The 24,596-nt window shown below is 72.0% G+C and carries 22 protein-coding genes and 1 riboswitch; of the genes, 13 read left to right on the top strand and 9 right to left on the bottom strand.

What is annotated here, in order from left to right; genetic code table 11:
* Positions 1–29: 29 nt before the first annotated feature.
* Positions 30–545 (bottom strand): MarR family winged helix-turn-helix transcriptional regulator, encoded by a 516-nt coding sequence (locus SANBI_RS00350; RefSeq protein ID WP_319157876.1) that lies wholly within the window; start codon positions 543–545, stop codon positions 30–32.
* Positions 546–688: 143 nt separating this feature from the next.
* Between SANBI_RS00350 and SANBI_RS00345 the strand changes: the two genes are divergently transcribed.
* Positions 689–2,140: an MFS transporter gene (locus tag SANBI_RS00345; RefSeq protein ID WP_319157874.1), complete on the top strand. Its 1,452-nt coding sequence runs from the start codon at positions 689–691 to the stop codon at positions 2,138–2,140.
* A 55-nt stretch (positions 2,141–2,195) separates the two neighbouring features.
* Positions 2,196–4,292, top strand: coding sequence for an acyltransferase family protein (locus SANBI_RS00340; RefSeq protein ID WP_319157872.1), 2,097 nt, complete (start codon positions 2,196–2,198; stop codon positions 4,290–4,292).
* Positions 4,293–4,346: 54 nt separating this feature from the next.
* On the opposite strand, the gene SANBI_RS00335 is transcribed toward SANBI_RS00340, so the two are convergent.
* Positions 4,347–5,210 (bottom strand): hypothetical protein, encoded by an 864-nt coding sequence (locus SANBI_RS00335; protein ID WP_319157870.1) that lies wholly within the window; start codon positions 5,208–5,210, stop codon positions 4,347–4,349.
* A gap of 54 nt (positions 5,211–5,264) precedes the next feature.
* The gene (locus SANBI_RS00330) at positions 5,265–6,476 is read right to left on the bottom strand and encodes an MFS transporter (RefSeq protein ID WP_319157868.1); all 1,212 of its coding nucleotides are present in this window, start codon (positions 6,474–6,476) and stop codon (positions 5,265–5,267) included.
* Between the two features lie 166 nt (positions 6,477–6,642).
* Between SANBI_RS00330 and SANBI_RS00325 the strand changes: the two genes are divergently transcribed.
* Complete coding sequence (locus tag SANBI_RS00325) at positions 6,643–7,098, top strand: MarR family winged helix-turn-helix transcriptional regulator (protein WP_319157866.1); 456 nt, start codon at positions 6,643–6,645, stop codon at positions 7,096–7,098.
* Between the two features lie 90 nt (positions 7,099–7,188).
* Here the strand turns inward: SANBI_RS00325 and SANBI_RS00320 are convergent, their stop codons facing one another.
* From SANBI_RS00320 to SANBI_RS00310, 3 genes are all read right to left on the bottom strand, one after another.
* A complete protein-coding gene (locus SANBI_RS00320; protein WP_319157864.1) occupies positions 7,189–8,121 on the bottom strand; it encodes an ROK family protein in 933 nt (310 codons plus the stop codon).
* Positions 8,118–8,900, bottom strand: coding sequence for a glucosamine-6-phosphate deaminase (gene nagB / locus SANBI_RS00315; protein WP_319157863.1), 783 nt, complete (start codon positions 8,898–8,900; stop codon positions 8,118–8,120). Before nagB ends, SANBI_RS00320 begins: the two co-directional genes overlap by 4 nt.
* Before the next feature lie 70 nt (positions 8,901–8,970).
* Positions 8,971–10,128, bottom strand: a complete 1,158-nt coding sequence (locus SANBI_RS00310) for an ROK family transcriptional regulator (RefSeq protein ID WP_056134819.1) — start codon at positions 10,126–10,128, stop codon at positions 8,971–8,973.
* 89 nt (positions 10,129–10,217) lie between these two features.
* Between SANBI_RS00310 and SANBI_RS00305 the strand changes: the two genes are divergently transcribed.
* Complete coding sequence (locus SANBI_RS00305; RefSeq protein ID WP_319157860.1) at positions 10,218–11,639, top strand: family 20 glycosylhydrolase; 1,422 nt, start codon at positions 10,218–10,220, stop codon at positions 11,637–11,639.
* Here the strand turns inward: SANBI_RS00305 and nagA are convergent.
* The gene (gene nagA, locus SANBI_RS00300) at positions 11,616–12,830 is read right to left on the bottom strand and encodes an N-acetylglucosamine-6-phosphate deacetylase (RefSeq protein WP_319157858.1); all 1,215 of its coding nucleotides are present in this window, start codon (positions 12,828–12,830) and stop codon (positions 11,616–11,618) included. The genes SANBI_RS00305 and nagA overlap by 24 nt on opposite strands.
* 147 nt (positions 12,831–12,977) lie before the next feature.
* Here nagA and SANBI_RS00295 point away from each other — a divergent pair, with 147 nt between their 5' ends.
* From SANBI_RS00295 to metE, 6 genes are all read left to right on the top strand, one after another.
* Positions 12,978–13,751, top strand: coding sequence for a helix-turn-helix transcriptional regulator (locus tag SANBI_RS00295; RefSeq protein ID WP_319157856.1), 774 nt, complete (start codon positions 12,978–12,980; stop codon positions 13,749–13,751).
* A 179-nt stretch (positions 13,752–13,930) separates the two neighbouring features.
* On the top strand, positions 13,931–14,497 hold the full coding sequence (locus SANBI_RS00290; protein WP_319157854.1) for a hypothetical protein: 567 nt from the start codon (positions 13,931–13,933) through the stop codon (positions 14,495–14,497).
* Entirely contained in the window at positions 14,494–15,390 is an 897-nt protein-coding gene (locus SANBI_RS00285; protein WP_319157852.1) for a glycosyltransferase family 2 protein, read from the top strand. The genes SANBI_RS00290 and SANBI_RS00285 overlap by 4 nt, the downstream gene beginning before the upstream one ends.
* Before the next feature lie 32 nt (positions 15,391–15,422).
* Positions 15,423–15,962 carry a PH domain-containing protein gene (locus SANBI_RS00280; protein WP_056134809.1) on the top strand — a complete coding sequence of 180 codons (540 nt, stop codon included), beginning with the start codon at positions 15,423–15,425 and terminating at the stop codon, positions 15,960–15,962.
* A gap of 66 nt (positions 15,963–16,028) precedes the next feature.
* A riboswitch (SAM riboswitch) is annotated at positions 16,029–16,134 on the top strand.
* A 6-nt stretch (positions 16,135–16,140) separates the two neighbouring features.
* Positions 16,141–17,211, top strand: coding sequence for a methylenetetrahydrofolate reductase (locus tag SANBI_RS00275; protein ID WP_319157849.1), 1,071 nt, complete (start codon positions 16,141–16,143; stop codon positions 17,209–17,211).
* Between the two features lie 11 nt (positions 17,212–17,222).
* A complete protein-coding gene (metE, locus tag SANBI_RS00270; protein ID WP_319157847.1) occupies positions 17,223–19,583 on the top strand; it encodes a 5-methyltetrahydropteroyltriglutamate--homocysteine S-methyltransferase in 2,361 nt (786 codons plus the stop codon).
* A 141-nt stretch (positions 19,584–19,724) separates the two neighbouring features.
* Here metE and SANBI_RS00265 read toward each other — a convergent pair whose 3' ends face one another.
* Positions 19,725–20,564 (bottom strand): MerR family transcriptional regulator, encoded by an 840-nt coding sequence (locus tag SANBI_RS00265; RefSeq protein ID WP_319157845.1) that lies wholly within the window; start codon positions 20,562–20,564, stop codon positions 19,725–19,727.
* A 127-nt stretch (positions 20,565–20,691) separates the two neighbouring features.
* Here SANBI_RS00265 and SANBI_RS00260 point away from each other — a divergent pair, with 127 nt between their 5' ends.
* Together SANBI_RS00260 and SANBI_RS00255 are read left to right on the top strand one after the other, a co-directional pair.
* Positions 20,692–21,576 carry a sugar phosphate isomerase/epimerase family protein gene (locus SANBI_RS00260; protein WP_056134799.1) on the top strand — a complete coding sequence of 295 codons (885 nt, stop codon included), beginning with the start codon at positions 20,692–20,694 and terminating at the stop codon, positions 21,574–21,576.
* Between the two features lie 147 nt (positions 21,577–21,723).
* Positions 21,724–22,476, top strand: a complete 753-nt coding sequence (locus tag SANBI_RS00255) for a hypothetical protein (RefSeq protein ID WP_319157842.1) — start codon at positions 21,724–21,726, stop codon at positions 22,474–22,476.
* Between the two features lie 152 nt (positions 22,477–22,628).
* Here the strand turns inward: SANBI_RS00255 and SANBI_RS00250 are convergent, their stop codons facing one another.
* Positions 22,629–23,045, bottom strand: a complete 417-nt coding sequence (locus tag SANBI_RS00250) for a RidA family protein (protein WP_319157840.1) — start codon at positions 23,043–23,045, stop codon at positions 22,629–22,631.
* A gap of 518 nt (positions 23,046–23,563) precedes the next feature.
* Between SANBI_RS00250 and SANBI_RS00245 the strand changes: the two genes are divergently transcribed.
* Positions 23,564–24,436, top strand: coding sequence for a PadR family transcriptional regulator (locus SANBI_RS00245; RefSeq protein WP_319157838.1), 873 nt, complete (start codon positions 23,564–23,566; stop codon positions 24,434–24,436).
* Positions 24,437–24,596 lie beyond the last annotated feature (160 nt).

The following is a 24,596-nucleotide window of genomic DNA, read 5'->3' as shown; positions in this document are numbered from 1 at the left end:
GGCGTCGCCCAGGTCAGCACCGCACCACCTTAGGCGTCAGACTCGTCTGCGTCCTGTGGCTGTCCGTCGTCCGGACGCGTCGTCGCGTCGTCCGGGCGGGGCCACGGGCGCCCCTCGAGTGCCTCGATGCCCCGGTTGAAGCGCTCGAGCATCCGTGCGAAGTCGGCGGTCTCCTCGTCGGTCCAGCCCGTCATGACCCTGCCGAGCGACTCGACGGTCCTGTCCCGGGCGTAGGCGAGCCTGGCGGCGCCTTCGGAGGTCATCGCGAGCTTGCGCGCCATGCCGCCGTCAGGGTCGGGGATCCGTTCGATGAGGTCGGCCTTGAGCATCGCGGCGGTCTGCCGGTTGACGGTCGAGGTGTCGAGGCCGAGGGCTGCGCTGAGCTCGCCGATGGACAGCGGCCCGTCGAGGTCGATCCGGGTCAGCACGACGTAGGCGCTGCGGTCGACCTTCTTGTGCGCGTCAGCCTTCCGGGGTCCGTCGAAGATGCTGTGCCTGTTGAGCAGCACCATCTCGAACTCGATCAGCCGCGCGGGCTCCACCATGGGACTCGGCCATCCTCTCGTCTGTCCGTGGCGCCGTGCGACGGACCTGCAATATGCATGTTACATGTCGTGTGTATAGTGCACATCAAGCACGGCGACACCCGCCGAGCGCACAGCACCACCCGACGACAGGACCTCACCCGATGAGCGAGACCACCCCGAGCCCGAGCGCACGCCCAGGCATCATCATCGCGACGCTGGCACTGGCTGGCATCGTAGCCGCGCTCATGCAGACGCTCGTCGTCCCGCTGATCGGGGACCTCCCCACCCTGCTCGGGGCGTCAGCCTCGAGCACCACGTGGGTCATCACCGTCACGCTGCTCACAGCGGCCATCGCGACCCCCGTCGCGGGACGTCTCGGCGACATGTACGGCAAGAAGCGCCTCATCCTCGCCTGCACGGCGCCGCTCGTCCTGGGTTCCGTCGTGTGCGCGCTGTCGTCCTCCGTCGTGCCGATGGTCGCCGGTCGTGGGCTCCAGGGTCTGGGCATGGGGATCGTGCCGCTCGGCATCAGCCTGCTCCGCGACGTCCTGCCCGCCCAGCGCGTCGGCTCGGCCATCGCGCTGATGAGCGCGTCCATGGGTGTGGGCGGAGCCCTCGGCCTGCCGTTCTCCGCGGCGATCGCCGAGAACGGCAGCTGGCGCACGCTCTTCTGGGTGGCCGCAGGCCTCTCGCTCGTGGTGGCCGGCATGGTCGTGGCCTTCGTGCCGCAGGGTGTCGCCAGGGTCCGCCCCGGACGCTTCGACCTCGTCGGTGCCGTCGGCCTGGGCGCCGGGCTCGTCGCGCTCCTGCTCGCCATCTCGCGCGGCTCCGACTGGGGCTGGGCGAGCGGCACCACGATCTCGCTCTTCGTCGGCGCGGTCGCCGTGCTCCTCGTGTGGGGCTGGTGGGAGCTGCGTACCCGCGACCCGCTCGTCGACCTCCGCGTGACCGCCCGCCCGCAGGTGCTCATGACCAACCTCGCGTCGGTCCTCGTCGGCTTCGCCATGTACGCGCAGTCCCTCGTGCTGCCGCAGCTGCTCCAGCTCCCCGTCGAGACGGGTTTCGGCCTCGGCCAGTCGATGATCGCGATGGGGCTCTGGATGGCCCCGGCCGGTCTCATGATGATGGCGATCGCCCCCGTGGGAGCGAAGCTCTCCGCCACCCGCGGCCCCAAGACCACGCTCGCCCTCGGCGCCCTGATCATCGCCCTCGGGTACGCCTCGTCGACGCTGCTGCTCGGCTCGACCTGGGGCGTCCTGGTCGTCACCCTCGTGTGCAACAGCGGTGTCGGCCTCGCCTACGGCGCGATGCCAGCCCTCATCATGTCGGCCGTGCCGCAGGACGAGACCGCAGCGGCCAACAGCTTCAACGCCCTCATGCGCTCGATCGGCTCATCGGTCGCTGCCGCGATCATGGGCATGATCCTCGCCCACATGACGATGGACTTCGGCGGCACGGCCCTCCCGACCGAGACGGGCTTCCGGACAGCGCTGCTCATCGGAGCCGGCGTAGGCCTGGCGGCGGCGGTCGTCGCTTTCCTCATCCCTGTGCGCCGGGCGAGCGCCACCGGCGAGCCCGAGCAGGCGGTCGAGAAGGTCACCCAGGCGGCCTGAGACGAAACCTCAGCAGCGCCCTCCCGAGGGGCGACGTGCGGGTACCCTCGCACTCGTGGCAGGGGACACTTTCAGCACAAAGTTCAAGGAACGGGCAGGGGTCGTCACGTCTGACCCCCCGCTCGGCGCTCCCAGGAGGACGGCATTCCTCCCAGAGATCCAGGCGCTCAGGGCTCTGGCCGTCACCGCCGTCGTCGTCTATCACCTCTGGCCGCAGGTGCTGCCTGCCGGGTTCACCGGGGTCGACGTCTTCTTCGTCATCTCTGGCTTCCTCATCACCTCCCACATGATCAGCGAGCGAGAACGCACAGGTCGCTTCAGGCTCGTGGCATTCTTCGCGCGCAGGGTCCGGAGGATCTTGCCTGCCGCGACCACGGTGATCCTCGTGACAGGTCTGGTGTCGGTGCTCGTGCTGCCGGAGCTCCGCTGGGCCGATCTGACGAGGCACGGGACCGCGTCGCTGGTCTACCTGCAGAACTGGGTCCTCGCCGCAGACGCGGTCGACTATCTGACCGAGGGCTCGGGCGCGAGCCCCTTCCGCCACTTCTGGTCGCTGTCTGTCGAGGAGCAGTTCTACATCGTGTGGCCGCTGCTCTTCCTGCTCGTCTCCGCGGGCGCGTGGTCTCACAGGCGCAGGCGGGCAGCGGTCGTGCTGATCTTGGGGGTCTTGTCGGCCGCGTCGCTCTGGGTGTCCGTCAGCATGACGTCGGCGGGAGACCCCACGGCGTACTTCGTCAGCCAGTCTCGGTTCTGGGAGCTCGGGATGGGCGGGCTCCTGGCCGCGGCCGCCCGACCGACGCTGCGCCCGAGGGTCGCGGCCGTGGTCGGGACGTCCGGGACGGCCGTGATCGTGGCCGGGATGTTCCTCGTCTCCGCCGGGTCGTTCCCGGGCGTCGCTGCGCTCGTCCCGACCACCGGTGCCGTGCTCGTGATCTGGTCGGCGCGCTCCACGCAGAGCACCTACCTCCGGACGATGGCTTCCGCCGCACCGGTCCAGTGGTTGGGTGGCATCTCCTACTCGCTGTACCTCTGGCACTGGCCGCTCCTGGTCTGGGCCCCCTACGTCGTGCCCGGCGCACCGCGCCTCATCCAGGACACCGGCGTCCTGGCTGCGTCGCTCGTGCTCGCGACTCTCTCCCGGCGACTCGTCGAGACGCCGTTCCAGAGGACTGTCGCGCCGAAGGCACCTCCCGGTGCGGTCGTGGCCTTCGCCCTCGTGACGACTCTCGTCTCGGTCGCCGTCCTCCAGGTCCCGGCTGCCGCGGCAGGACGCAGGGCCGACGAGAGGGACACAGCCACGGCGGCGATGATCGCAGACCCACCACCTGGGCTCGGTGCGGGGTCGGTCTCAGAAGGCTCGTACTCCGCCTTCGTCGCCGGCTACCCCGTCGTGCTGCCAGCACCGCAAGATGCTCGGTCAGAGCTGCCTGAAGGGGCCGACGGGCGGTGCAAGTCAGCGATGGACTCCGCCACGACACCACGCTGCACCTTCGGAGACGACGCCGAGACGACGATCGCCCTCGTCGGCGACTCGCACATGGAGCAGTACCTCCCGGCCTTCCAGGTGATCGCCGACCAGCACGACGTCAGGGTGCTCACCTACTTCCACAGCAGCTGTCCCTTCTCGCAGGCTCAGCGCGCCTCCGACGCCGAGCGTGACGGGGCCTGCCTCAAGGCCAACGACGAGACCTTGGCGTCGCTCCTCGCAGAAGACGTCGACCTCGTCGTCACGTCCAACCGGACTCAGGTCGCCTTCGTCGACTCCGCCGAGGTCCCGGGCCCTGTCGAGGGGTTCGTCCGAGCCTGGGACTCGCTGAGATCCGCAGGCCTCCCGGTCGTGGTCCTCGCAGACAACCCGCTCATGCTCCCCGACGACGCCACGTCAGAGTGCGTCCTCGAGCACCTGGACGGCCCTGAGGCCTGCGAGAGGTCTCGTGCCGAAGCCATGCCGACCGACCATCAGATCGCGGCCGCGCACCTGGCGGACGTGGACCTCGTCGACACAGCCCCGTGGTTCTGCACCTCCGACACCTGCCCTGCGGTCGTGGGGAGCGTGCTCGTCTACCGCGACGAGCAGCACCTGACCCCTGCGTACACCCGCACACTCGTGCCGCGGCTCTGGGACAGCGTCAGCCCGTACGTCACCGGGTAGACCACCCACCTCGAGGGTGGCGACCTCCGACCGCCAGCACGAGGACGCGTCCGCTCAGGACGTCGGCTCGACCAGCCCGCCGTCGCCGGCGACCAGGTCACCGCACGAGACCTCCTGGGCTGTCGTGACGACGGGGTCCGTCGCCGCGGCACCCTGGGCCACGACCTCGACAGCCCCGTTGGTCGCGACCTCACCCGCAGAGTCCAGGTCGACGAGGGTCCTGGTGACTGTCCAGCCGTCGCCCTCCTCGGTCGCGAGCAGACCGGCGAGGTGCAGCACGCCGTCGACGTCGGTGCACCCGACCCCGGTCCCCTGGTCGCCGAAGCCGCGGTCGAACACGTAGGGCTGACCGCCCTGGTCGACGGTCTGCGTCACGGCGCACCCGTCGAGGGAGAACAGCTGCGCCTGCCGTCCGAGGTCCACGAGGGCGATCGGCGTGAGGTCGGCGCCCACGGTGTTCACCACGGCCGACGCACCGATCGGGCTCGCGGAGTCGATCGGTGCCGAGAAGGTCGCCCCCGAGGCTGTCGTGATGCCGAAGGTGCGCTCAGCACCAGCGGTGATCCACGCGGTGTCAGCGCGCCCGTCGCCGTCGACGTCCACGACCTCGCTGCTCGCAGCACCGTCCGGGATCCCGCCGTCGGTCGCGGGGCACCCCTCGCCCACGCCGGTGCTCGGCGCCGGCTCTCCGGTCGCGCTGGCGGACGGGGCCGGGGTCGTCGCAGGGTCTGAGGCAGCGGCGCTCGTGGTCGCCGACGGAGCCGACGACGTCGCGCCGCCGTCGTCGTCAGAGCTGCAGCCTGCGAGGAGCAGACCCGCCGTGGCGAGCGCGGCGGTGACGGCGAGGGACCTGCGGTGCACCGCAGACCCAGGACGCTGACGGACGGGACGGACCGGGGTGATGAGAGAAGTACGCACGTCTTCGGTCTATCACCGCAGCCCAGACCCCGCACCCGCTGCCGGAGCGCCGGCTCAGCCGACCTCGACCTGCGCCCCCCGCACGGACGCCGGCGCCTTCCCGGCACCGTCGCCGTCCTGACCACGACGCTCGATCCCCGTCGCGACCAGGAGCGCGACGAGAGCCACGAGCGTGATCCCGGCGCCCGCCCACAGCGGCGACAGGTACCCCAGACCCGCACCGATCGTCAGGCCGCCGACCCACGCCCCGAGGGCGTTGCCGACGTTGAAGGCCGCGATGTTGGCCGCCGACGCCATGGTCGGCGCACCTGCGGCGTGGCCCATGATCCGCAGCTGGAGCCCGGGGACCGTCGCGAAGCCGAAGGCCCCCATGAAGAACAGCGACACGACAGTCACGACCTGGCTCGTCGCCGTGAGCGCGAAGACCGCGAGGACGACGGTGAGCACGGCGAGCAGGACCAGCAGGGTCCGGGTGATCGACCGGTCCGCGGCCTTGCCGCCGAGGTAGTTGCCGACGAACAGCCCGGAGCCGAAGACCACCAGCAACCACGGCACCGTGCTCGACGCGAAACCGGAGACCTCGGTGAGCGTGTAGGCGATGTAGGTGAAGCCGCCGAACATGCCGCCGAAGCCGAGCACCGTCACGAGGATCGACCACCACACCTGCGGCTCACGGAAGGCACGGAGCTCGGCTCGCAGCCGCGGTGGCACGGCGTCGTCGGCGGTCGCGGGGACGAGGGCGACGATCCCGACGAGGGCGACCACGCCGATCACGGTGATGGCCCAGAAGGTCGAGCGCCAGCCCAGCTGCTGCCCGAGGAAGGTCCCGAAGGGGACACCCAGCACGTTGGCGGAGGTGAGCCCCGCGAACATCATCGCGATCGCCCCCGCACGGCGGTCCGGGGCGACCATGCTGGTCGCCACGACGGCCCCGATGCCGAAGAAGGCCCCGTGGCACAGCGCGGCGAGGATGCGCCCTGCGAGCAGCAGCTCGTAGGTGGGCGCGAGCGCCGAGAGCAGGTTCCCGGCGATGAACAACCCCATGAGCCCGACGAGGACCTTCTTGCGGTCGAGCCGGATCACGGCCGCGGTGAGGCCGATGGCCCCCACGGCGACGGCGATCGCGTAGCCGGAGATGAGATACCCGGCGACGGTCTCGGAGACCGCGAAGTCCGCGGCGACCTCGGGCAGCAGCCCCATGATGACGAACTCGGTGAGCCCGATGCCGAACCCTCCGACGGCGAGTGCCAGCAGACCTAGAGGCACAGGGCCCCTCCTTCAGACGAGGACGAGAAGGGGTCCGTCCGACGGTGCGTGCGGCGATACCCCGCGTCCGCACTAGTTGCAGACGCGTTCTAGATAGTTGCACGCGCGCACATTCGACACAAGCCTTAGACTGGAGAGGTCGCCCACCCCCGATCGAGGAGACGCCATGGGAATCGCCGACGACGCCGTCGAGATCCGCGCCGAGGGCTGGCGCACGCTCGCCGCCCTGCACGGGATCATCGAGTCCAGGCTCGAGCGCGCCCTGGCTGAGGAGCACCGCATCTCGGTCGTCGAGTACACGGTCCTCGACGCGCTCTCCCGCCAGCACGGGTGGCACATGCGTATGCAGCAGCTGGCCCGCGCGGCTGCGCTCAGCGCGAGTGCGACCACGCGCCTGGTCAACAGGCTCGAAGAGCGCGGCCTGCTCACGCGCATCCTCTGCCAGGACGACCGTCGAGGCATCTACACAGAGCTCACCCCGGCAGGCGAGGCGCTCCTGCGGCAGGCGCGCCCGACCCACGACGCAGCCCTCGCCGAGGCCCTCGAGACCGCCCAGAAGACCCCCGAGGTCGCCCCGCTCGTCGAGGCCCTCGCCGGGCTCCCAGTCCTCAGCCGCACCTGAGCGCGAGCCACGGCAGGACGCTCCCCGCACGGCCGGGCCGGCCGGGCGGACCGGGCAGGTCCTCGGAGAGAACCGGCCCCATCCGCCCCCTCAGACCAGCTGTCGACGCTCGATCGCGTCGAAGGTCGCCAGCCCAGACCCCAGCACCCCGGCACGCTGACCGAGCGACGCCGTGACGATCTCCGGCACAGCGGCGACGTGCGACAGGACGTCGAGCCGCGACCTCAGCGCGTCGACCAGCACGGCCCCCGACGCCGAGAGCCCACCGCCGAGCACGACCCGCGCGGGCGAGAGCAGCGTGATCGGGCCGAGCAGCCCGTGCGCGAGCCAGTCCATCGCCTCAGCCCACACGCTGTCGGCCCGCGGGTCGGAGCCGAGAGCCGTGACGACGTCGAGCGACGTCGCGTCAGGGTCCCCGGTGAGCGCACCGTAGGCCCGCCCGATCGCCCGTGCCGAGGCGTACATCTCGAGGCAGCCCGTCTGCCCGCAGGGGCAGGGACGGCCGCCCTGCTCGACAGGGATGTGGCCGATCTCCCCGGCCTGGTGCAGACCGCCGGAGACGACCTCACCACCGGCGACGACGAGCGCGGCCATGCCCGTGCCGATGAAGACGGCGAGCAGGTCAGAGGCGCCGGCGCCAGCGCCGAGCCTGTGCTCGGCGACGCCCGCGGCCGTGACGTCGTGGTGCAGGACCACGTCGAGCCCGAGCAGCGCCGAGAGCCTCGCGGCGACAGGCTCGTCGGACCACCCGAGGTTGCTCGCCAGCCGCACGACACCCGTCGGGCCCTCGATGATCCCGGGGACCGCGAGGCCCACGGCGCACACCCGCGACCTGTCGACGTCCGACAGCCCGGCCAGCAGCAGCCTGCACAGCGAGGCGATGGTCGCGATCGTCGCCTCGCCGTCGCGCTCGGGCGTCGGGAGGTCGGCGCGCACGAGCGGCGCCCCCAGGCGCGCGTCGAGCACCTCACCCCGCGCGTTCGTCCCCCCGATGTCGAGCGCGAGGACGAGCCCCTGGTTCACAGACCCTGCCAGGCAGGCTTGTGCGCGTAGGCGTGACGGTAGTAGTCCGCGAGGCGCAGCCCGGCGGCCGCGTCCTCGTCGAGCAGGACCGTGACGTGGGGGTGCATCTGGGTCACGGACCCCGGGCAGAGCTGGCTGACGGGACCCTCGACCATCGCGGCGACGGCCTCGGCCTTGCCTGCGCCCGTCGCGACGAGCACGAGGTGGCGGGCCTCCATGATCGTCCCGAGGCCCTGGGTCAGCACGTGGTACGGCACGTCGTCGACGTGGTCGAAGAACCGCGCGTTGTCCTGCCGGGTCTGCTCCGTGAGGGTCTTGAGACGGGTGCGCGAGGCGAGCGACGAGCCCGGCTCGTTGAAGGCGATGTGCCCGTCCGACCCGATCCCGAGCAGCTGGAGGTCGACACCGCCGGCCGCGCGGATCGCCTCGTCGTAGCGCCGACCGGCCGAGGCAATGTCGTCGGACCCGCCGTCCGGGCCCTGCACGCGGGACTCGTCGATGTCGACGAGCCCTGTGAGCTCGCGCCGGATCACCTCGCGGTAGGACTCGGGGTGGCCGTGCGGCAGACCCACGTACTCGTCGAGCAGGAACGCCCGGGCGTGCGCGAGGCTCAGCCCCTCCTCGGTGTGCCGCCGGACGATCTCGCGGTACACGGGCAGCGGTGACGAGCCTGTCGCCAGGCCGAGGACGGGTGCCTCGTGGGTGCGCAGCAGGTCCTCGATCGCGTCGCCCACCACCGTGGCGATCTCGTCTGCGCTCTTCAGGATGACGATCTCCATGAAGGGTCCTTCCGTCGTGCATCGGTGCGGCGCGTCGGCGTCGCGGTCGGTGGGGGGTGTCTGTGGGGGGCTAGGACAGCCCGAGCTCTCGGCCGAGCACGTGGGCCGCGGCGCCGGCGAGCACGCCGTCGTGCCCGAGGGCCGACATCCGCAGCCGCACGTGCTGGTCGCCGAAGGGCCGTGTCAGCGCGAGGACCGTGGACTCGGCAGCCTGGAGCAGCGGGCCGTTGAGCAGCTCGTCGGGGCCGGAGAGCACGACGTCACGCAGACCGAGGGCCTGGGTGACGGGCGCGAGGATCTTGCCGAGCTGACGACCCGCGGCCGCCAGGACCCCGGCGGCCTCGGCCTCGCTGAGCCCGTCGATGCGCGCCCGCAGCCGGGGTGCGGAGACGAGAGCCTCGAGGCAGCCGCGGCGTCCGCACGAGCACTCCGGGCCGTCGGCGAGCACGTTGACGTGCCCGATCTCGCCCGCCGTGCCGTCGGGTCCGCGCAGCAGCGCACCGTCGACGAGGATGCCTGCACCGACACCGTGGCCGATCTCGACCAGCAGCAGCCCGTCGCCCGACCCCTCGCCGAAGGTGTCCTCCGCGAGCGCCGCGGTGTCGGCGTCGTTCGCGACGTAGGTGGGGTGGCCGAGCGCCTCTTCGATCTCGGTCCGCAGGTCGAGGTTGGTCCAGCCGAGGTTGGGCGCGCGCCGGACGACCCCGTCGAGGTCGACGACCCCCGGTGTGCCGACGCCGATGCCGAGCACACGACCGGGTGCGGTCTCGACGAGGCGACGGGCGAGCGCGATCGTCTTGTCGACGGCTGCCTGGCCCACGGCGCCGTCGAGGTCGACCTCGGTCGTCTTGACGCGGGTCCCGGCGAGGTCGACGAGGGCGCCGCGCAGGACGGTGTCGTCGGAGAGGTCCAGGCACACGGCGTAGCCCCCGGCGACGTTGACGCCGACGAGGGTCGCGGGCTTGCCCATGTGGGTCCCGGGGCGGACACCGAGCTCGAGGACGAGACCGGCCTCGAGGAGGTCGCTCACCACGTCGGAGACGGTCACGCGCGCGAGCCCGGTCATCCGTGCGAGGTCCGCGCGGCTGTAGGAGCCGTCCTCGAAGAGGTGCTGGAGGATCAGAGACCTGTGGTGCTTGCGGGCGTCAGACGGCAGGAGCTTGCCGGGCGCCGAGCCCGACCTCGCCGTCGGGCGGCGGGTCTCGGCGGATGCGGGGTTGCGTGCCATAATACTAAGTACACCTTACATACTTAGTCGCTGTCAATCGCTCGCCGGCGACTGGTCCACCAGCCCTCTCGACGTCCTGAGGTGACATCGTGACCCTTCCTCTCATCCCTGCTCCGCAGTCCTCCACCCTCCGGGCCGGACCCGGCGAACCGCTCACAGCGTCGCACGTCGACGCCCTCGCCGACGCCCTCTCCCCCTGGGCCCCGCGCGCCGCAGCCGCCGCGCGGCGGACCCTCGCAGACCTCGTGAGCACGACCGCTCCTCCGGCCGAGGTGACCGTCACCGCGACCCAGGACCCGTCCCTCGCCGCCGAGGGCTACACGCTCGACCTCGCGGCCGGCTCCTGGGCCCTCACCGCGGCCGACGAGACCGGGGCTTTCTGGGCGGTCCAGTCGCTCGCCCAGCTGCTCCGGGACGGTGCCGTCCCCGACCTGCAGGTCTCCGACGCCCCCGCCTACCCGGTCCGCGGCATGATGCTCGACATCGCCCGCTTCTACTTCGGCCCGGACGACATCCGCCGCGTGATCGACCTCGCGGCCTCGTACAGGCTCAACCAGCTGCACCTGCACCTCAGCGACGACCAGGGCTGGCGCCTGGAGATCCCGAGCCGCCCGCTGCTGACGAAGATGTCCGCGGCCCAGGACGTCGCGGGCGGCCAGGGCGGCTACCTCACGCTCGAGGACTACGAGCAGCTCCAGCGCTACGCCCTCGACCGCCACGTGGTGATCGTGCCCGAGGTCGACCTGCCCGGGCACACCCACGCCGCGCAGGTGGCCTACCCCGAGATCTCACCCGACGGCGCCGAGCGCGAGCCCTACATCGGCACAGAGGTGGGCTTCAGCTCGCTGCACCTCACGTCCGACGAGGCGTGGGACTTCGTCGACGACATCGTCGCGACCCTCGCCGAGCACACCCTCGGCGAGTACGTCCACCTCGGCGGCGACGAGTCGCTCACCCTCACGCGCGAGCAGTACGTCACGTACATGGAGCGCCTCGGGGCTGTCGCCGAGAAGCACGGCACCAAGGCCGTCTTCTGGCAGGAGGCAGCCGGCGCCGCGCTCCCCCCGGGGACGCGCCTGCAGTACTGGACCTCGCAGATCGAGACCGACCACATCGCGCAGGTCGCCCGCGACCACGACGTCACCTTCATCGCCTCCCCGGCGACCCGGGCCTACCTGGACCAGAAGTACACGGCCGACTTCCCGCTCGGTCTCACCTGGGCGGCGATCGTCGACGTGCGCGAGGCCTACGACTGGGACCCTGTCGCCGAGCTCCCCGGTGTCCCCGCGGAGTCGGTCGTCGGCGTCGAGGCCTGCCTGTGGACCGAGACCCCGCGGTCCTTCGACGACCTCACCATGCTCGTCCTGCCGCGCCTGCCAGCGGTCGCCTCGGTGGCCTGGGGCTCTCCCAAGGACTACCCGGCCTTCGCGTCGGCCCTCGCCCAGCACGGGCGCTGGTGGGACGCCGACGGTCTCGTCTTCTACCGCTCAGAGCAGGTCGACTGGACCTGACGACTGGCCAGGCTCGCGCCGTCCGCCGTGCAGCACGGCCACCACGGTGAGCGACCCGTCGAGGACGACGGCGTCGGCGCGGGCCCCGGGCTCCAGATGACCGACGTCGGTCCGGCCCAGGACCCGGGCCGGCGTCGTCGTGAGCGCCGCGAGCGCGTCGTCGAGGGGGACCCCCGCGGCGACCGCACCGCGGAGCGCGACGTCGAGGGTGAGGGTGCTGCCGGCGATCGACCCGCCCTCGCGCAGACGGGCCACCCCCTCGACCACGTCGACGACGAGCGACCCGAGCAGGTACTCGCCGTCGGCCACCCCGGTCGCCGACATCGCGTCGGTGACCAGGACGGTCCGGCCAACCCCTGCTGAGCGTGCCGCGTGCTGGACCGTGAGCGGGTGCAGGTGCACGCCGTCGGCGATGAGCTCGACCGCCACGCGCGGGTCTTCGAGCAGCGCGAGGACAGGCCCTGGAACCCTGTGGTGCACGGGCAGCATCGCGTTGAACAGGTGGGTCGCGAGCGTGACCCCGGCGTCGACGGCAGCCGTCGCCGTCGCGGCGTCGGCGTCGGTGTGACCGATGGCCGCCACGGCCCCGGCCTCGACGATCCTGCGGACGGCGTCGAGGCCGCCCGGGAGCTCGGGCGCGATCGTCACGACCTTGACGACCCCGGGCCGGGCGCCGAGCAGAGAGTCGACGTCCGCGAGCGCGGGCTCACGCAGGAGGGTCGGCTCGTGGGCGCCCTTGTGCAGAGGGCTCAGCCACGGGCCCTCGAGGTGGACCCCGGCGATCTCGCCGCTCTCGACGAGGGGGGCCAGTCCGACGATCGCGTCGCGGAGGGCCGGCAGGGGCGCTGTGACCAGGCTCGCGACGATCGTCGTGGTGCCGTGGGCCCTGTGCGTCGCGGCGACGGTCCGGGCGCTCGCGAGGAGGTCCGGTCCGTCCCCGAAGGACGCACCTCCGCCCCCGTGGCAGTGGACGTCGACGAAGCCGGGGACGAGCGTCGCCGCACCGAGGTCGGCCTGCTCGGCCGAGGCCCACGCGGCGTCCGGCTCGCCCTCGCCGACGGCGACGACGACACCCTGGTCGACGACCATCCAGCCGGGGCTCAGGGTCCTGCGCCCGGTGCGGAGAGAGGCGGCCGAGTACACGGTCGGGGACTGTGCACCGGGGACGGCTGGGGCGGGGGCGCTCGACATGCCCTCACCCTAGCGACACCGCACGTCCTCGCTGTCAGGACCGGATGCCCGCCGAGGGCCCTCGACCCGTTCTCCTGAGCCGCTGAGAGCCGCTGAGGTGTGGGATACCCTCGGTCCAGAGACTGCGTCGGCGGAGGGGGGACAACCGTGTCACCGGGACACGATCCACTGCCCTCACCCGACGGCGTCCCACCGCCAGCCGGTGTGCTCCCGACTCTCGACGGTCCCCCCGGGTCGACCTTCTCAGGGTCCGGCGTCGAGACCCTCACGGCGACCCAGACCATCGTCGACCTGCTCTCCGAGCTCATCGCGACCTCGACCACGAGCCTGTGGGGCGCGCACCCCGGGGCCGGCTTCGGCGCAGACCACATCGACACGTGGTGGGGGCCGGTGTCCGAGATGGCCGGCCGCGACGTCGAGGTCCGCACGATGCTCCAGCACAGCACCCGCACCCAGACCGCCACGCAGAGCTACGCCGCGCTCGCCCTCCCCGCCGGGGTGCTGATCCGCACGGTCCCGATGATCCCCGCGCGCACCCTGATCTTCGACGGCGTCGTCGCGATGGCGACACGCTTCGTCGACGGACGCTCGGCCGGTGCCCTCGTGATCCACGAACCGGGGCTCGTCGCGTACCTGGAGCGCGGGTACGACGCCGAGTGGGCGCTCGCGCAGGACTTCCCGGCACTGGTCGACGCCGAGGGACGCCCCGTCGAGATCGACCAGACCGCACGGACCGTGCTCGCGCTGCTCGCAGACGGCCACAAGGACGAGGTCGTCGCCCGTCGGCTCGGGTGCTCGGTCCGCACGGCGCGCCGGCACATCTCCTCGCTCATGGAGCTGCTCGAGTCGGGCAGCCGGTTCCAGGCCGGTGCGCGGGCCGCGCAGGCCGGCCTGCTCGACCGAGACGCACAGCTCGACTGACACGCTCAGGCGGCTGGCACGCTCAGCCCGACTGACACCCTCACCCCGGCCGGCACGCTCAGCCCGGCCGACCGCTCCGCTCCTCAGGCACGCGGACCGGGCGTCATCGAGGCCTCCCGCCAGCAGCGTCCACACGTCTCACCCGGCGCGGGACGGTCCCGCTGCCTAGAGTCGTCCGCGTGACCCCAGCCGACGCGCCCCCGCCGACCTCCCCAGCCGTCATCGCGGGGGACGTGGTCCGTGCGCTCGTCGCTGCGAGCATCGTCGTCGGCGCAGTCCTCTACGGCCCTGTCGGCGCAGCGCTGCTGTCCCTCGTCCTGCTGGGCTCGGTCGTCCCGCGCGCCCTCGGCCTGCACGGCTACGGGGACCCCGCGCTCGGCCTGGTGCTCTCGGCCGCCGCGTGGGCCGGGCTCCTCGACCTCTACGAGGCGGTGCCGTGGCTCGACCTCGTCATGCACCTGGTCGCCACCGCGGCCCTCGCGGCGCTCGTCTGGCTCGTCCTGCGCCGCGCAGGCGCTGTCTCCGGCCCCGGCGAGGCGTCGCTGCGCCGCCCCAGGCTCGGCGTCGTCGTCTCGGTGACGGGGCTCGGCTCCCTGCTGGCGCTGCTGTGGGAGATCGGCGAGTGGGCGGGCGCTACCTACGTCGACGGCTCGATCAACGTCGGTTACACGGACACGGTCTCCGACCTCGCCGTCGGCACCCTCGGGGCCCTCGTCGCAGGCCTCGTCCTCGCGAGGCGCTCGTGACCCGCCGGCCCGGCGCTGCGGACATCACCGTCGTGGTCCCCGCACGGGACGACGCGGCGCACCTCGCGCGGTGCCTCGACGCGCTCGCGCGCCAGTCGCACCCGCCCTTCGAGGTGGTCGTCGTCGACAACGCCTCGACCGACGCGACAGCCGAGGTCGCCCGGGCTGCCGGGGCTCGCGTCGTCCGTGAGGACAGCGTCGGCATCCCGGCCGCGGCGTCCCGGGGCTACGACGCCGTCGAGGGCGGGATCATCGCGCGGTGCGACGCGGACAGCCTGCCCCCGGGCGACTGGCTCGCGCGGATCGCGTCGGTCTTCGACGCCGACCCGACGCTCAGCGCGGTGACGGGCGCCGGGACCTTCTACGACCTCCCGCCCGTGCGCGGCCACCTCGCGCGCGTCTTCTACATGCGCGGGTACTTCTGGGGGATGCGCGCAGCCGTCGCGAACGTGCCGCTGTGGGGCTCGAACATGGCGCTGCGCGTCTCCGCGTGGCACGGCGTGAGGCACCTGGTGCACAGGGACGACCCGCAGGTGCACGACGACACCGACCTGAGCTTCCAGCTCGGCAGCTCGGCGCGCGTCAGGTACGACCGCGCGCTGACCGTCGGGGTCTCCGGCCGGACCTTCCAGTCGCCGGCGAGCCTGGCCCGCCGGTTCCGCTGGGCCCGGCGCACCCTCGAGGTGAACTGGGCCGTCAGCCCGCCGTGGGAGCGCTGGACGCACAGGATCTCGACAGCCCGCCAGCTCCCCGCCGCACCTGAGCGGGCTGTCGCACCGCAACCGGCCGTCACACCCGGACCGGCCGTCACACCCGAGCAGACCGTCACACCCGAGCCGGCCGTCGCGGCGCCACCCGACCGGATGCTCGATCCCGCTCCCGACCGGGGATAGTGCCGGGGGGCGAGCGGTGCGAAGATTCCGGCATGGGAATCCAGAGCACTCTCGCCGAGGGCGAGCACGTCGTCCTCAACCTCCGCACCCACGTCAAGGCGCTGTTCGGGGCGATCGCGCTCTTCGTCGTGCTCCTCGCGGCCGCGGTCGCCCTCGTCGTGCTGCTCCCGGAGAGCTCCGCGCGCGGCTGGATCCTGCTCGCGGGTGGTGTGGTGCTGCTCGTGGTCCTCGTCGGCTGGGTGCTGCTGCCCTTCCTGCGGTGGGTGACCTCGCGCTACACGGTGACCAACCGCCGGCTCATCACCCGCAGCGGCATCCTCACGCGCACGGGTCGGGACATCCCGCTCTACCGCATCAACGACGTGTCCTACGAGAAGAGCCTCACCGACCGCCTGCTCGGCTGCGGCACGCTCGTCATCTCGGACGCGACGGACAAGGCGGGGGTCACGCTGCACGACGTCCCGCGGGTCGAGCAGGTCCAGGTGGTCCTCCACGACCTGCTCTTCTCGGCCGACGACGGCTCGGACGACGGCGAGTTCCCGCCCCGCGAGCCCCGACGCCGTCTCCGCTGACGAGACGCTCGTCTCACCCCTCGGGCAGAACCTGGACCGCCTGATGGATGCCGTCTAGATTCGGGGACACCATCCAGAGCGGTTGAGAGTCCTGGCTCGACGACACCGCAGCAACCCCCCACTATGGAAGCCTCCTGATGGGTGCGGGTGCTAACGCCAGGTCCGATGGAGTGAACTCATGACGGCTTCCGACGTCCCACCGACCCCCGCCGGGGGCGGCTCCGCGACCGCCCCGCCGGGGCGGCCAGCAGCGCGCCCGGCACGGCAGCGCCCCACGATCTCCTTCGAGCTCATGCCGCCCCGCAACCCTGCCGCGGCGCCGAAGTTCTGGAGCACCGTCGACCACCTGATCGCCGCCAGGCCCGACTTCGTGTCGGTCACCTACGGCGCAGCAGGCGGAGACCGGACCACCGCGCAGACCGTCGTGAGGCGCATCCTCGAGCACGCCCCCGTGCTGCCGATCGCGCACCTCACCTGCGTCGGCGCCTCCCGCGACAACGTCGCCGAGGTGATCGACGAGTTCCTCGCCGAGGGTGTCCGCAGCTTCCTCGCGCTCCGCGGCGACCCCCCGCGCGACCAGCCCGACTGGCGCCCGCACCCGCAGGGCATCAACTCGAGCGACGAGCTCGTGGCGCTGCTCCGCGAGGTCGAGGCCCAGCGCTGCGCGGACGACCCCTCGTCCGCCCTGCGCTCGGCCGCCCGTCCGCTGACCATCGCCGTCGCGACCTTCCTCGACGGCAACGCGGCGGCCGGCACCACGCGGTCGCAGGAGGTGCAGCGGCTGCTCGAGAAGCAGCAGGCCGGCGCCGACTTCGCGATCACCCAGCTGTTCTACGAGGCCGACAGCTATGTCGGCTTCGTGGACGAGGCCCGGCGCGCGGGAGTCACCCTCCCGATCCTCGCCGGCCTGCTCCCCATGACCGACCCGGCGCGTCTCGCCCGGGTCGAGACCCTCACGGGCGTCCCCGCCCCGAGGGCCCTCGTCCGCGACCTCGAGTCCCTCGCCGACCCCGCAGCCCGGCACGCCCGCGGCATCCGGGCGTCGGTCGAGCTGGCCGAGGCCGTCCTCGCAGCCGGAGCCCCGGGCCTGCACGTCTACACCTTCAACAAGCACGAAGCCGCACTAGACCTGCTCGAGGGCGTACACCTCGGCGGCGGACCAGCGCACCCGGCACCTGCCGACGCTGGTCCCGACCTGGCCAGCGGGCCGTGGGTCGGCGCATCCCAACCAACCGCAGCACTGATCTAGAGGGATGACCCATGACGACACGTACTGAGCTCAGCTCTGACCAGCAGAACCCGACCTTTGCCGCATTCCCGGCGGCGACCATTCTCGGCTACCCCCGCATCGGGCCGCGCCGCGAGCTCAAGAAGGCCGTCGAGTCCTTCTGGGCCGGCCGCATCGACGCCGACCAGCTCGAGGAGACGGCAGCTGCCCTGCGCAAGGCGACCCGGGACCGTCTCGTGGCGCTCGGCCTCTCCGCGACCGACGGCGCCGTTCCCGAGACCTTCTCGTACTACGACCAGGTGCTCGACACCGCCGTGACCGTCGGGGCCGTCCCGCCCCGTTTCGCGACGGCCGACGGCGACCTCGACCTCGCCGGGTACTTCCGCGCGGCACGCGGCGAGGGCGACGACGCCCCGCTCGAGATGACCAAGTGGTTCGACACCAACTACCACTACCTCGTCCCCGAGATCGGACCGTCGACGGCCTTCCACCTCGCCTCCGACCGCGTGGTCCGCCAGCTCACCGAGGCGCTGGCCGACGGCGTGACGACCCGGCCCGTCCTCGTGGGACCGGTGACCTTCCTGCTGCTGAGCAAGGCCGCCGACGACGCCCCCGCGGGCTTCGAGCCGCTCTCGCGCCTCGCAGACCTGCTCCCCGTCTACGTCGAGCTGCTCCGCGCGCTCGCTGCGGCCGGCGCGACCTGGGTCCAGCTCGACGAGCCGGGCCTCGTGACCGACACGATCGACGTGCCGCTCGGCGACGTCCTGACCGCGGTCACCGAGGCGTACAGGGTGCTCTCGACCGACCTCGCCCGACCGGAGCGCCCGGCGATCCTGCTCGCCGCACCCTTCGGCGACCTCCAGGAGGCGCTGCCCGTCGTCGCCGGGACCGACGTCGAGGCCCTCGCGGTCGACCTCGTCAAGGGATCTGCGCCCACCTCGCCCGTCCGGGGCCTCGAGACCAAGACCCTCGTCGCCGGGGTCGTCGACGGCCACAACATCTGGCGCGCCGACCTCTCCGCGAGGCTGGAGGTGCTCGAGGCCCTCGAGGGCCTCGGCGCCGGGGCAGTCGCCGTCGGCACGTCGACGTCCCTCCAGCACGTCCCGCACGACGTGGCCGACGAGCCCACGCTCGACCCGACCCTCGCGAAGTGGCTCGCCTTCGCCGACCAGAAGGTCGCCGAGGTCGTCACTCTCGCCGAGGGTCTGCGCGAGGGCCGCGAGGCCGTGCACGCCGAGCTGCTCGCCGCGAGCGAGGCCGTGGCCTCGCGGGCCACCGCCGCCGGCGTGGCCGTGGCCGCGGTCCGCGAGCGCACAGCCGCTCTGACCGAGGGCGACTTCCACCGCGGCCCGGCCCAGGAGCGTCGCGACGCCCAGCAGGAGCGCCTGAACCTGCCGCTGCTGCCGTCGACGACGATCGGCTCGTTCCCGCAGACCGTCGAGATCCGCAAGGCCCGTGCCGCGCACGCCAAGGGTGAGCTGTCCCTCGAGGCTTACGAAGACGCGATGCGCGCCGAGATCCAGCAGGTCGTCGAGCTGCAGGAGCGGATCGGCATCGACGTGCTGGTGCACGGCGAGGCCGAGCGCAACGACATGGTGCAGTACTTCGCCGAGCTGCTCGACGGCTTCGCCGTGACGCAGAACGGCTGGGTCCAGTCCTACGGCTCGCGCTGCACACGACCGTCGATCTTGTGGGGCGACGTGTCGCGCCCGGCGCCGATGACCGTCCGCTGGACCGAGTACACGCAGTCGCTGACCTCCAAGCCCGTCAAGGGCATGCTCACCGGGCCGGTGACGATCATGGCCTGGTCCTTCGTCCGCGACGACATCCCGCTCGGCGAGACCGCCAACCAGATCGGCCTGGCGCTGCGCGACGAGATCGCGGACCTCGAGGCTGCAGGCATCGCGATCATCCAGGTGGACGAGCCTGCCCTGCGCGAGCTGCTGCCGCTGCGCCGCGCCGACCAGCCGGCGTACCTCGACTGGTCGGTCGGGTCCTTCACGCTGTCGACGGCGGGAGTCCGCCCGGACACCCAGATCCACACGCACCTGTGCTACTCGGAGTTCGGCGAGGTCATCGGCGCGATCGACGCCCTCGACGCCGACGTCACGTCGATCGAGGCGGCCCGCTCGCGGATGGAGATCCTGCCCGACCTCGCGCGCTCCGGGTTCTCCCGCGGGGTCGGTCCGGGTGTCTACGACATCCACTCGCCGCGCGTCCCGTCGCAGGAGGAGGTCACCGAGCTCCTCGAGCTCGCCGTGAAGTCCGTCGACCCGGCGCTGCTCTGGGTCAACCCGGACTGCGGGCTCAAGACCCGCGGCTACGCCGAGACGACCCCGTCGCTCGAGCACCTCGTGGGCGCGGCTGTCGCGGTACGCAACCAGCTGGGCTGATGGCAGCAACGGTCAGCCGGCTGACAGCATGAGCGTCGGCTGGCTGACCGCAGGAGCGGCTGGCTGCAGGAAGGGATCCTCCTGCAGCCAGCCAGCGAGGGGCCCGTCGTCAGACGGGCCCTCCGCCAGAGCGGCACCTCGTCAGGACGGGACGACCGCCAGGCAGACCTCGGTCACCCAGGCGCTCGGGTCAGGGTCCTGCGCCGGACCGACCCTGTAGATGTTGAACATCTCCCCTGTCGTCAGCCCGTGCTCGGCCACGTACGCGCCGAGCGCTCCCATGACGCCTGTCATCTGCTCGTAGCCACCCAGCAGCGTCGCGGTGACGACGTCACGGGCCGGCTGGACCCTGCAGCCGAGCGGCGCCAAGGGGTCGAAGGGGCCGTCGACCTCGACCCACACCTCGACGTCGACGTCGCTCTCGCGGAAGCCCTCGTCGTAGAACGTCGCACCGGCAGCACCGCCGGGGGCGAAGGGTGCCCCTGAGCGGCCGACGAGCAGCATGATCTCCTGCCACAGCACCCCTTCGTCGGCGTAGGTGGGGAGCCGGCGTCGCAGCGTCGCGAGCGTCGTCTCGGGCAGGTGGGTCGTGCGTACCTCGATGTCCTCGGTCATGCTGACCATCTCCTCCAGTGCGGGACCTACACGGTCGAGGGCGAGGAACCGCGCGTCCACCTGGTCCCGGTCCGCCTGGAGCTCCAGGCGGCGGGCGGCGATCGCGGCCTCGACCCTCGAAGGATCGCCGGCGACGTCGAGCAGCCTCGCGGTCGCCTCGATCGAGAAGCCCGCGTCGCGCAGCAGCACGACCCGTCGCGCCTCGTCGAGCTGGGCGGGTGCGTAGTAGCGGTAGCCGGAGAACGGCTCCACCACGACTGGCGCCAGGAGACCGTGCTCCTGGTAGTGCCGCAGCATGCGCACGCTGATCCTCGACAGCGTCGAGAACACCCCGATGCGCAGCAGCCCGTCGTCTGGTCGATCCATGTCCACACCACACACCCTGACACCGTGGCAGAGACAAGACCAGAGACCTGCAGGTCCGCAGGCACGTGACCTGCGCTCCTCCTGGTCTCACATCGCGCGCCGAGGATGTCGCACTACTGTGGACTCCATGTCCTCCCCCACGGCAGACGGTACGTCTGCCACGAACGACCGCACCTCCCCGATCAAGGTCACGCTGTCGAGCGCCTCGGTGTACCCCCGCAAGGTGGCCTACGCCTTCGAGCTCGCCGCCGAGCTCGGGTACGACGGCATCGAGATCATGGTGTGGGGCGACTCGGTCACGCAGGACGACAACGCCCTCGCGCACCTGTCGCAGCAGCACGGCGTCGAGATCCGCAGCATCCACGCCCCGACGCTGCTCGTCAGCCAGAACGTGTGGGGCGGGCGTCCCGCGCCCAAGCTCGCGAAGGCCGTCGACATGGCGCAGTCCCTCGGAGCCGGCACAGTCGTGGTGCACCCGCCCTTCGCGTGGCAGCGCAGCTACGCTCGGCAGTTCGTCGAGCAGGTCCGCCAGCTCTCCGAGGAGTCCGGGCTGACCCTCGCCGTCGAGAACATGTACCCGTGGCGGTCGAAGAACCGCGAGTACGGCGCGTACCTGCCGGGCTGGGACCCCTCCGAGCACTCCTACGACGCGGTGACCCTCGACCTCTCGCACGCTGCGACAGCCCGCCAGGACAGCCTCGAGATGGCCAAGGTCTTCGGCGACAGGCTGCGCCACGTCCACCTGGCCGACGGGAGCGGCTCGGGCAAGGACGAGCACCTGGTGCCGGGACGGGGCACGCAGCCCTGCCAGGAGCTGCTCACCCACCTGGCACGGACAGGCTGGGAGGGCGACGTCGTCGTCGAGATCGGGACCCGCAAGGCACGCACCGCGACCGAGCGACGTGACGACGTCGCCGCCTCGCTCGCCTTCGCCCGCACGCACCTGGCCCACGACGTCACCACCCTCGTGGACAGGCCCCCGACGCACCACCGCCCCAGCGACGCCTGGTAGGAGCCCGTCGACGACGGGCTCAGGACGAGCACGGGGACTGGTGCATGGGTACTTCTTCCCTAGCGTCCAGGCCGTTCCCGGGCTGCTCTCCACCTAGGGTGGGACCACCGTCAGACGGCGGACCCCCCCGAGCTCGCTGGAGACCTGATGCGACCGATCACGCGCCCCACCACCCTCGCGGCCCTGTCGCTCGCAGCGGTCCTCACGCTCACCGCGTGCAGCGGAGGTGACGACGAGTCGACCACACCGTCCTTCTCCGCAGCCGACGCCACCACGGACGGCGGCGAGGCGACCACCGAGGACGAGGCGACCGAGGACGTCGTCGAGGAGGAGCCGACCCCGACCGAGCTGGCCGTCGACTACGACGTCGCCGCCGTCGACTTCGGTGCGCCCGGCGCGGTCACCGGCCCCGGCACCCCGCTGACCAAGGGGCAGCCTGCGTGGCTCAACCAGACGGCGACCTACGGCGAGCAGGAGCTCACCGGACCGACGGCCGTGAGCGTGCTGGACGTGCGTGCTCTCGAGCCGTCGATCTTCGACCAGTACAGCAACGCCGAAGACTTCGCGGGGTACACCCCGTACGCGATCACCTTCCAGCAGCAGTGGTTCTACGACGTCCCCGCCGAGTACGACCCGACGACGCTGGACCTCTTCCCGATCAAGGAAGACGGCTCCGACGCCGAGTACCTCACCGGTCAGTTCGGCTTCGGCGCGGCCACCAACTCCTGCGGCCTCCAGCTGCCCGAGTACGACGAGGAGACCAAGACGCTCGTCTCCTGCATCATCGGCCTCAGCAAGGACCTGCCCGTCACGACCGCCAAGTACAACGGCGAGACGTACACGTCGATCATCGCCTCCGCCGACAACGCGTACTTCAACCAGCCGCTGTCCTGGGGCTGACGACCTCCGGCGCGCGACCGGACCCCCGGGTCGGTCGCGCGCCGGTCGCTGCGCCTGCGCGAGTGCCGACCGGTCGCGCACGAGACACGACCGGTCGTACAGGCCGCTCGCTCCGAGCGCCCGAGCCCTCGCCCGTCTGGCCCCCACCACCGTCAGACGACCGCGACCGCCTCGATCTCAGCACGGAGACCGGGCAGCGCGAGGGCGGCCACCCCGACGAACGAGCTCGCCGGCAGGCAGTCCTCGACGAGCCACGCGTCTCGTACCTCGCGGATGTCGTCGAGCGACCTGGACGGCAGGTCGACGACGTAGAGCGTGATCCGTGCGAGGTTCTCGCGAGAGGCGCCGGCCTGGCTCAGTGCCGCACCGAGCGCGGAGAAGGCTGACGCGAGCTCGTCTCTGAAGGAGTCAGGGACCGGCAGCGACGCTGTCTGACCGGACAGGAACACCAGGTCGCCCGCACGGACCCGGGTGGAGCTCGATATCCCTGGCACCGTCAGGCTCGGGTGCCGCGTGATCGTCGGGGGAGCTGGTGCGGGGACCGGCGTGGGTCCGTGGTCGACAGTCATGCTGCCGAGCGTAGGCCTAGATCCGTCGATAGACAACCGACCGGTTGGTTGGGGTGACGAAGAGCCCTCGAGATGCTCACGCAGGCTCGAGCACGGCGCCGGGAGGCGTCACGTCACACCCTCAGGAGATCGCTGACGGCCTCCCGCTCCGCTGGCCCACGAGGGGTCGACGTGGAACACCGACCGGGGTGGTGTCGCATCCAGGTGGCTGGTTCGTGACAGTGAGTGCAGGAGCGGATGCCATGAGCACGAGCGAGAGCACCTCCGTGGGCTGCACTCGTCTCACCTCGGGGACCTGCGCCCGACCGACACGCCGGCGCGTCGGCATCCACGCGATCTCCACATCAGCACCCTTGTCAAAGATATATCGTCGATATATCTTTGACCCATCGGTCGAGCCGGCGATCCACCCCGGCCCCCCTCCCGGTCCTCCTGCAGTCATCGCGACACAGAGACCGCACCGAGCGCGGCACCGCGCTCCCCCACCTTCATCACCGCTGAACCCGAGGAGACCCTCCATGCGTCCCGACATCACTCGCACCTGGCGCGGACAGCGCCCCACGACCGGCGACCGCGCCCCGTGGGGCCGCGACCGGACAGACCGCCCCGACGGTCACGAGAGGCCCGACGAGGGCCGGCACGACCACCACGGCCACCCGAGCGGTCACGCCCGCCCTGACGGTCGGGGCACCCCCTCCCCGGGCCACCGCGGCGGGTTCGCCCGTGCCGGCGGCAGAGACCGGGGCGACACCCCGGGCGGGTCCGGCCCCGGCTTCGGCGGACCGCGCGGCGGCGGGGCCGACGACGACCACGACGGCCGTGGCGGCCGAGGTGGCTTCGGCGGTCGAGGCGGTCACGGCGGACCGCGCGGGCCGCGCCGCGGCCCCGGCTCCCGAGCCGGTCGCGGTGACATCCGCGGTGCCGTCCTCATGCTGCTCAGCGAGCAGCCGATGCACGGCTACCAGCTCATCCAGGAGATCACCGAGCGCTCCGGCGGCCGCTGGTCGCCCAGCCCTGGCGCGATCTACCCCGCGCTCAACCTGCTCGAAGACGAAGGTCTCATCACCATCACCGCCGACTCGGGCCGCAAGCTCGCGAGCCTGACCCCCGAGGGGACGGTGTACGTCGAAGAGCACCGCGAGCACCTCGTCGCCCCGTGGGACCGCGCCACAGGCCAGACCGCCCACCCCGCCCGCGCCCTCCGCGAGGCGATGGAGGCACTCGGCGGCGCCGCCCACCAGATCGCCCGTACCGGGACCGAGGACCAGGCCGCCCAGGCCGTCCGCGCCCTCGATCGCGCCCGCCGCGAGCTCTACCTCCTGCTCGCCGGCGAGACCGTCCGCGCGGACGAGGACGCCGAGCCCCCGACGGGCGGGGCCCCGCGGTCCTGACCTGCGAGCACAGTGTGCGCCCTGCTCCCCGAGCTGCTCGGGAGGCAGGGCGCCGTCGCCCAGGGCCTTCGGCTCTCCGGGTCACCGACACCGGGAGGACGCGGCGGAGACGCCTCGCAGCGCCCGGACCGCTGTGACCAGCGCGATGCCGCCGATCCCC

It is taken from the genome of Sanguibacter biliveldensis, from assembly GCF_033798665.1.
Taxonomy (GTDB): Bacteria; Actinomycetota; Actinomycetes; order Actinomycetales; family Cellulomonadaceae; genus Sanguibacter; species Sanguibacter inulinus.
Note: the sequence above shows the minus strand (reverse complement) of the source record. Positions and strands in the feature narration are given on the sequence as shown.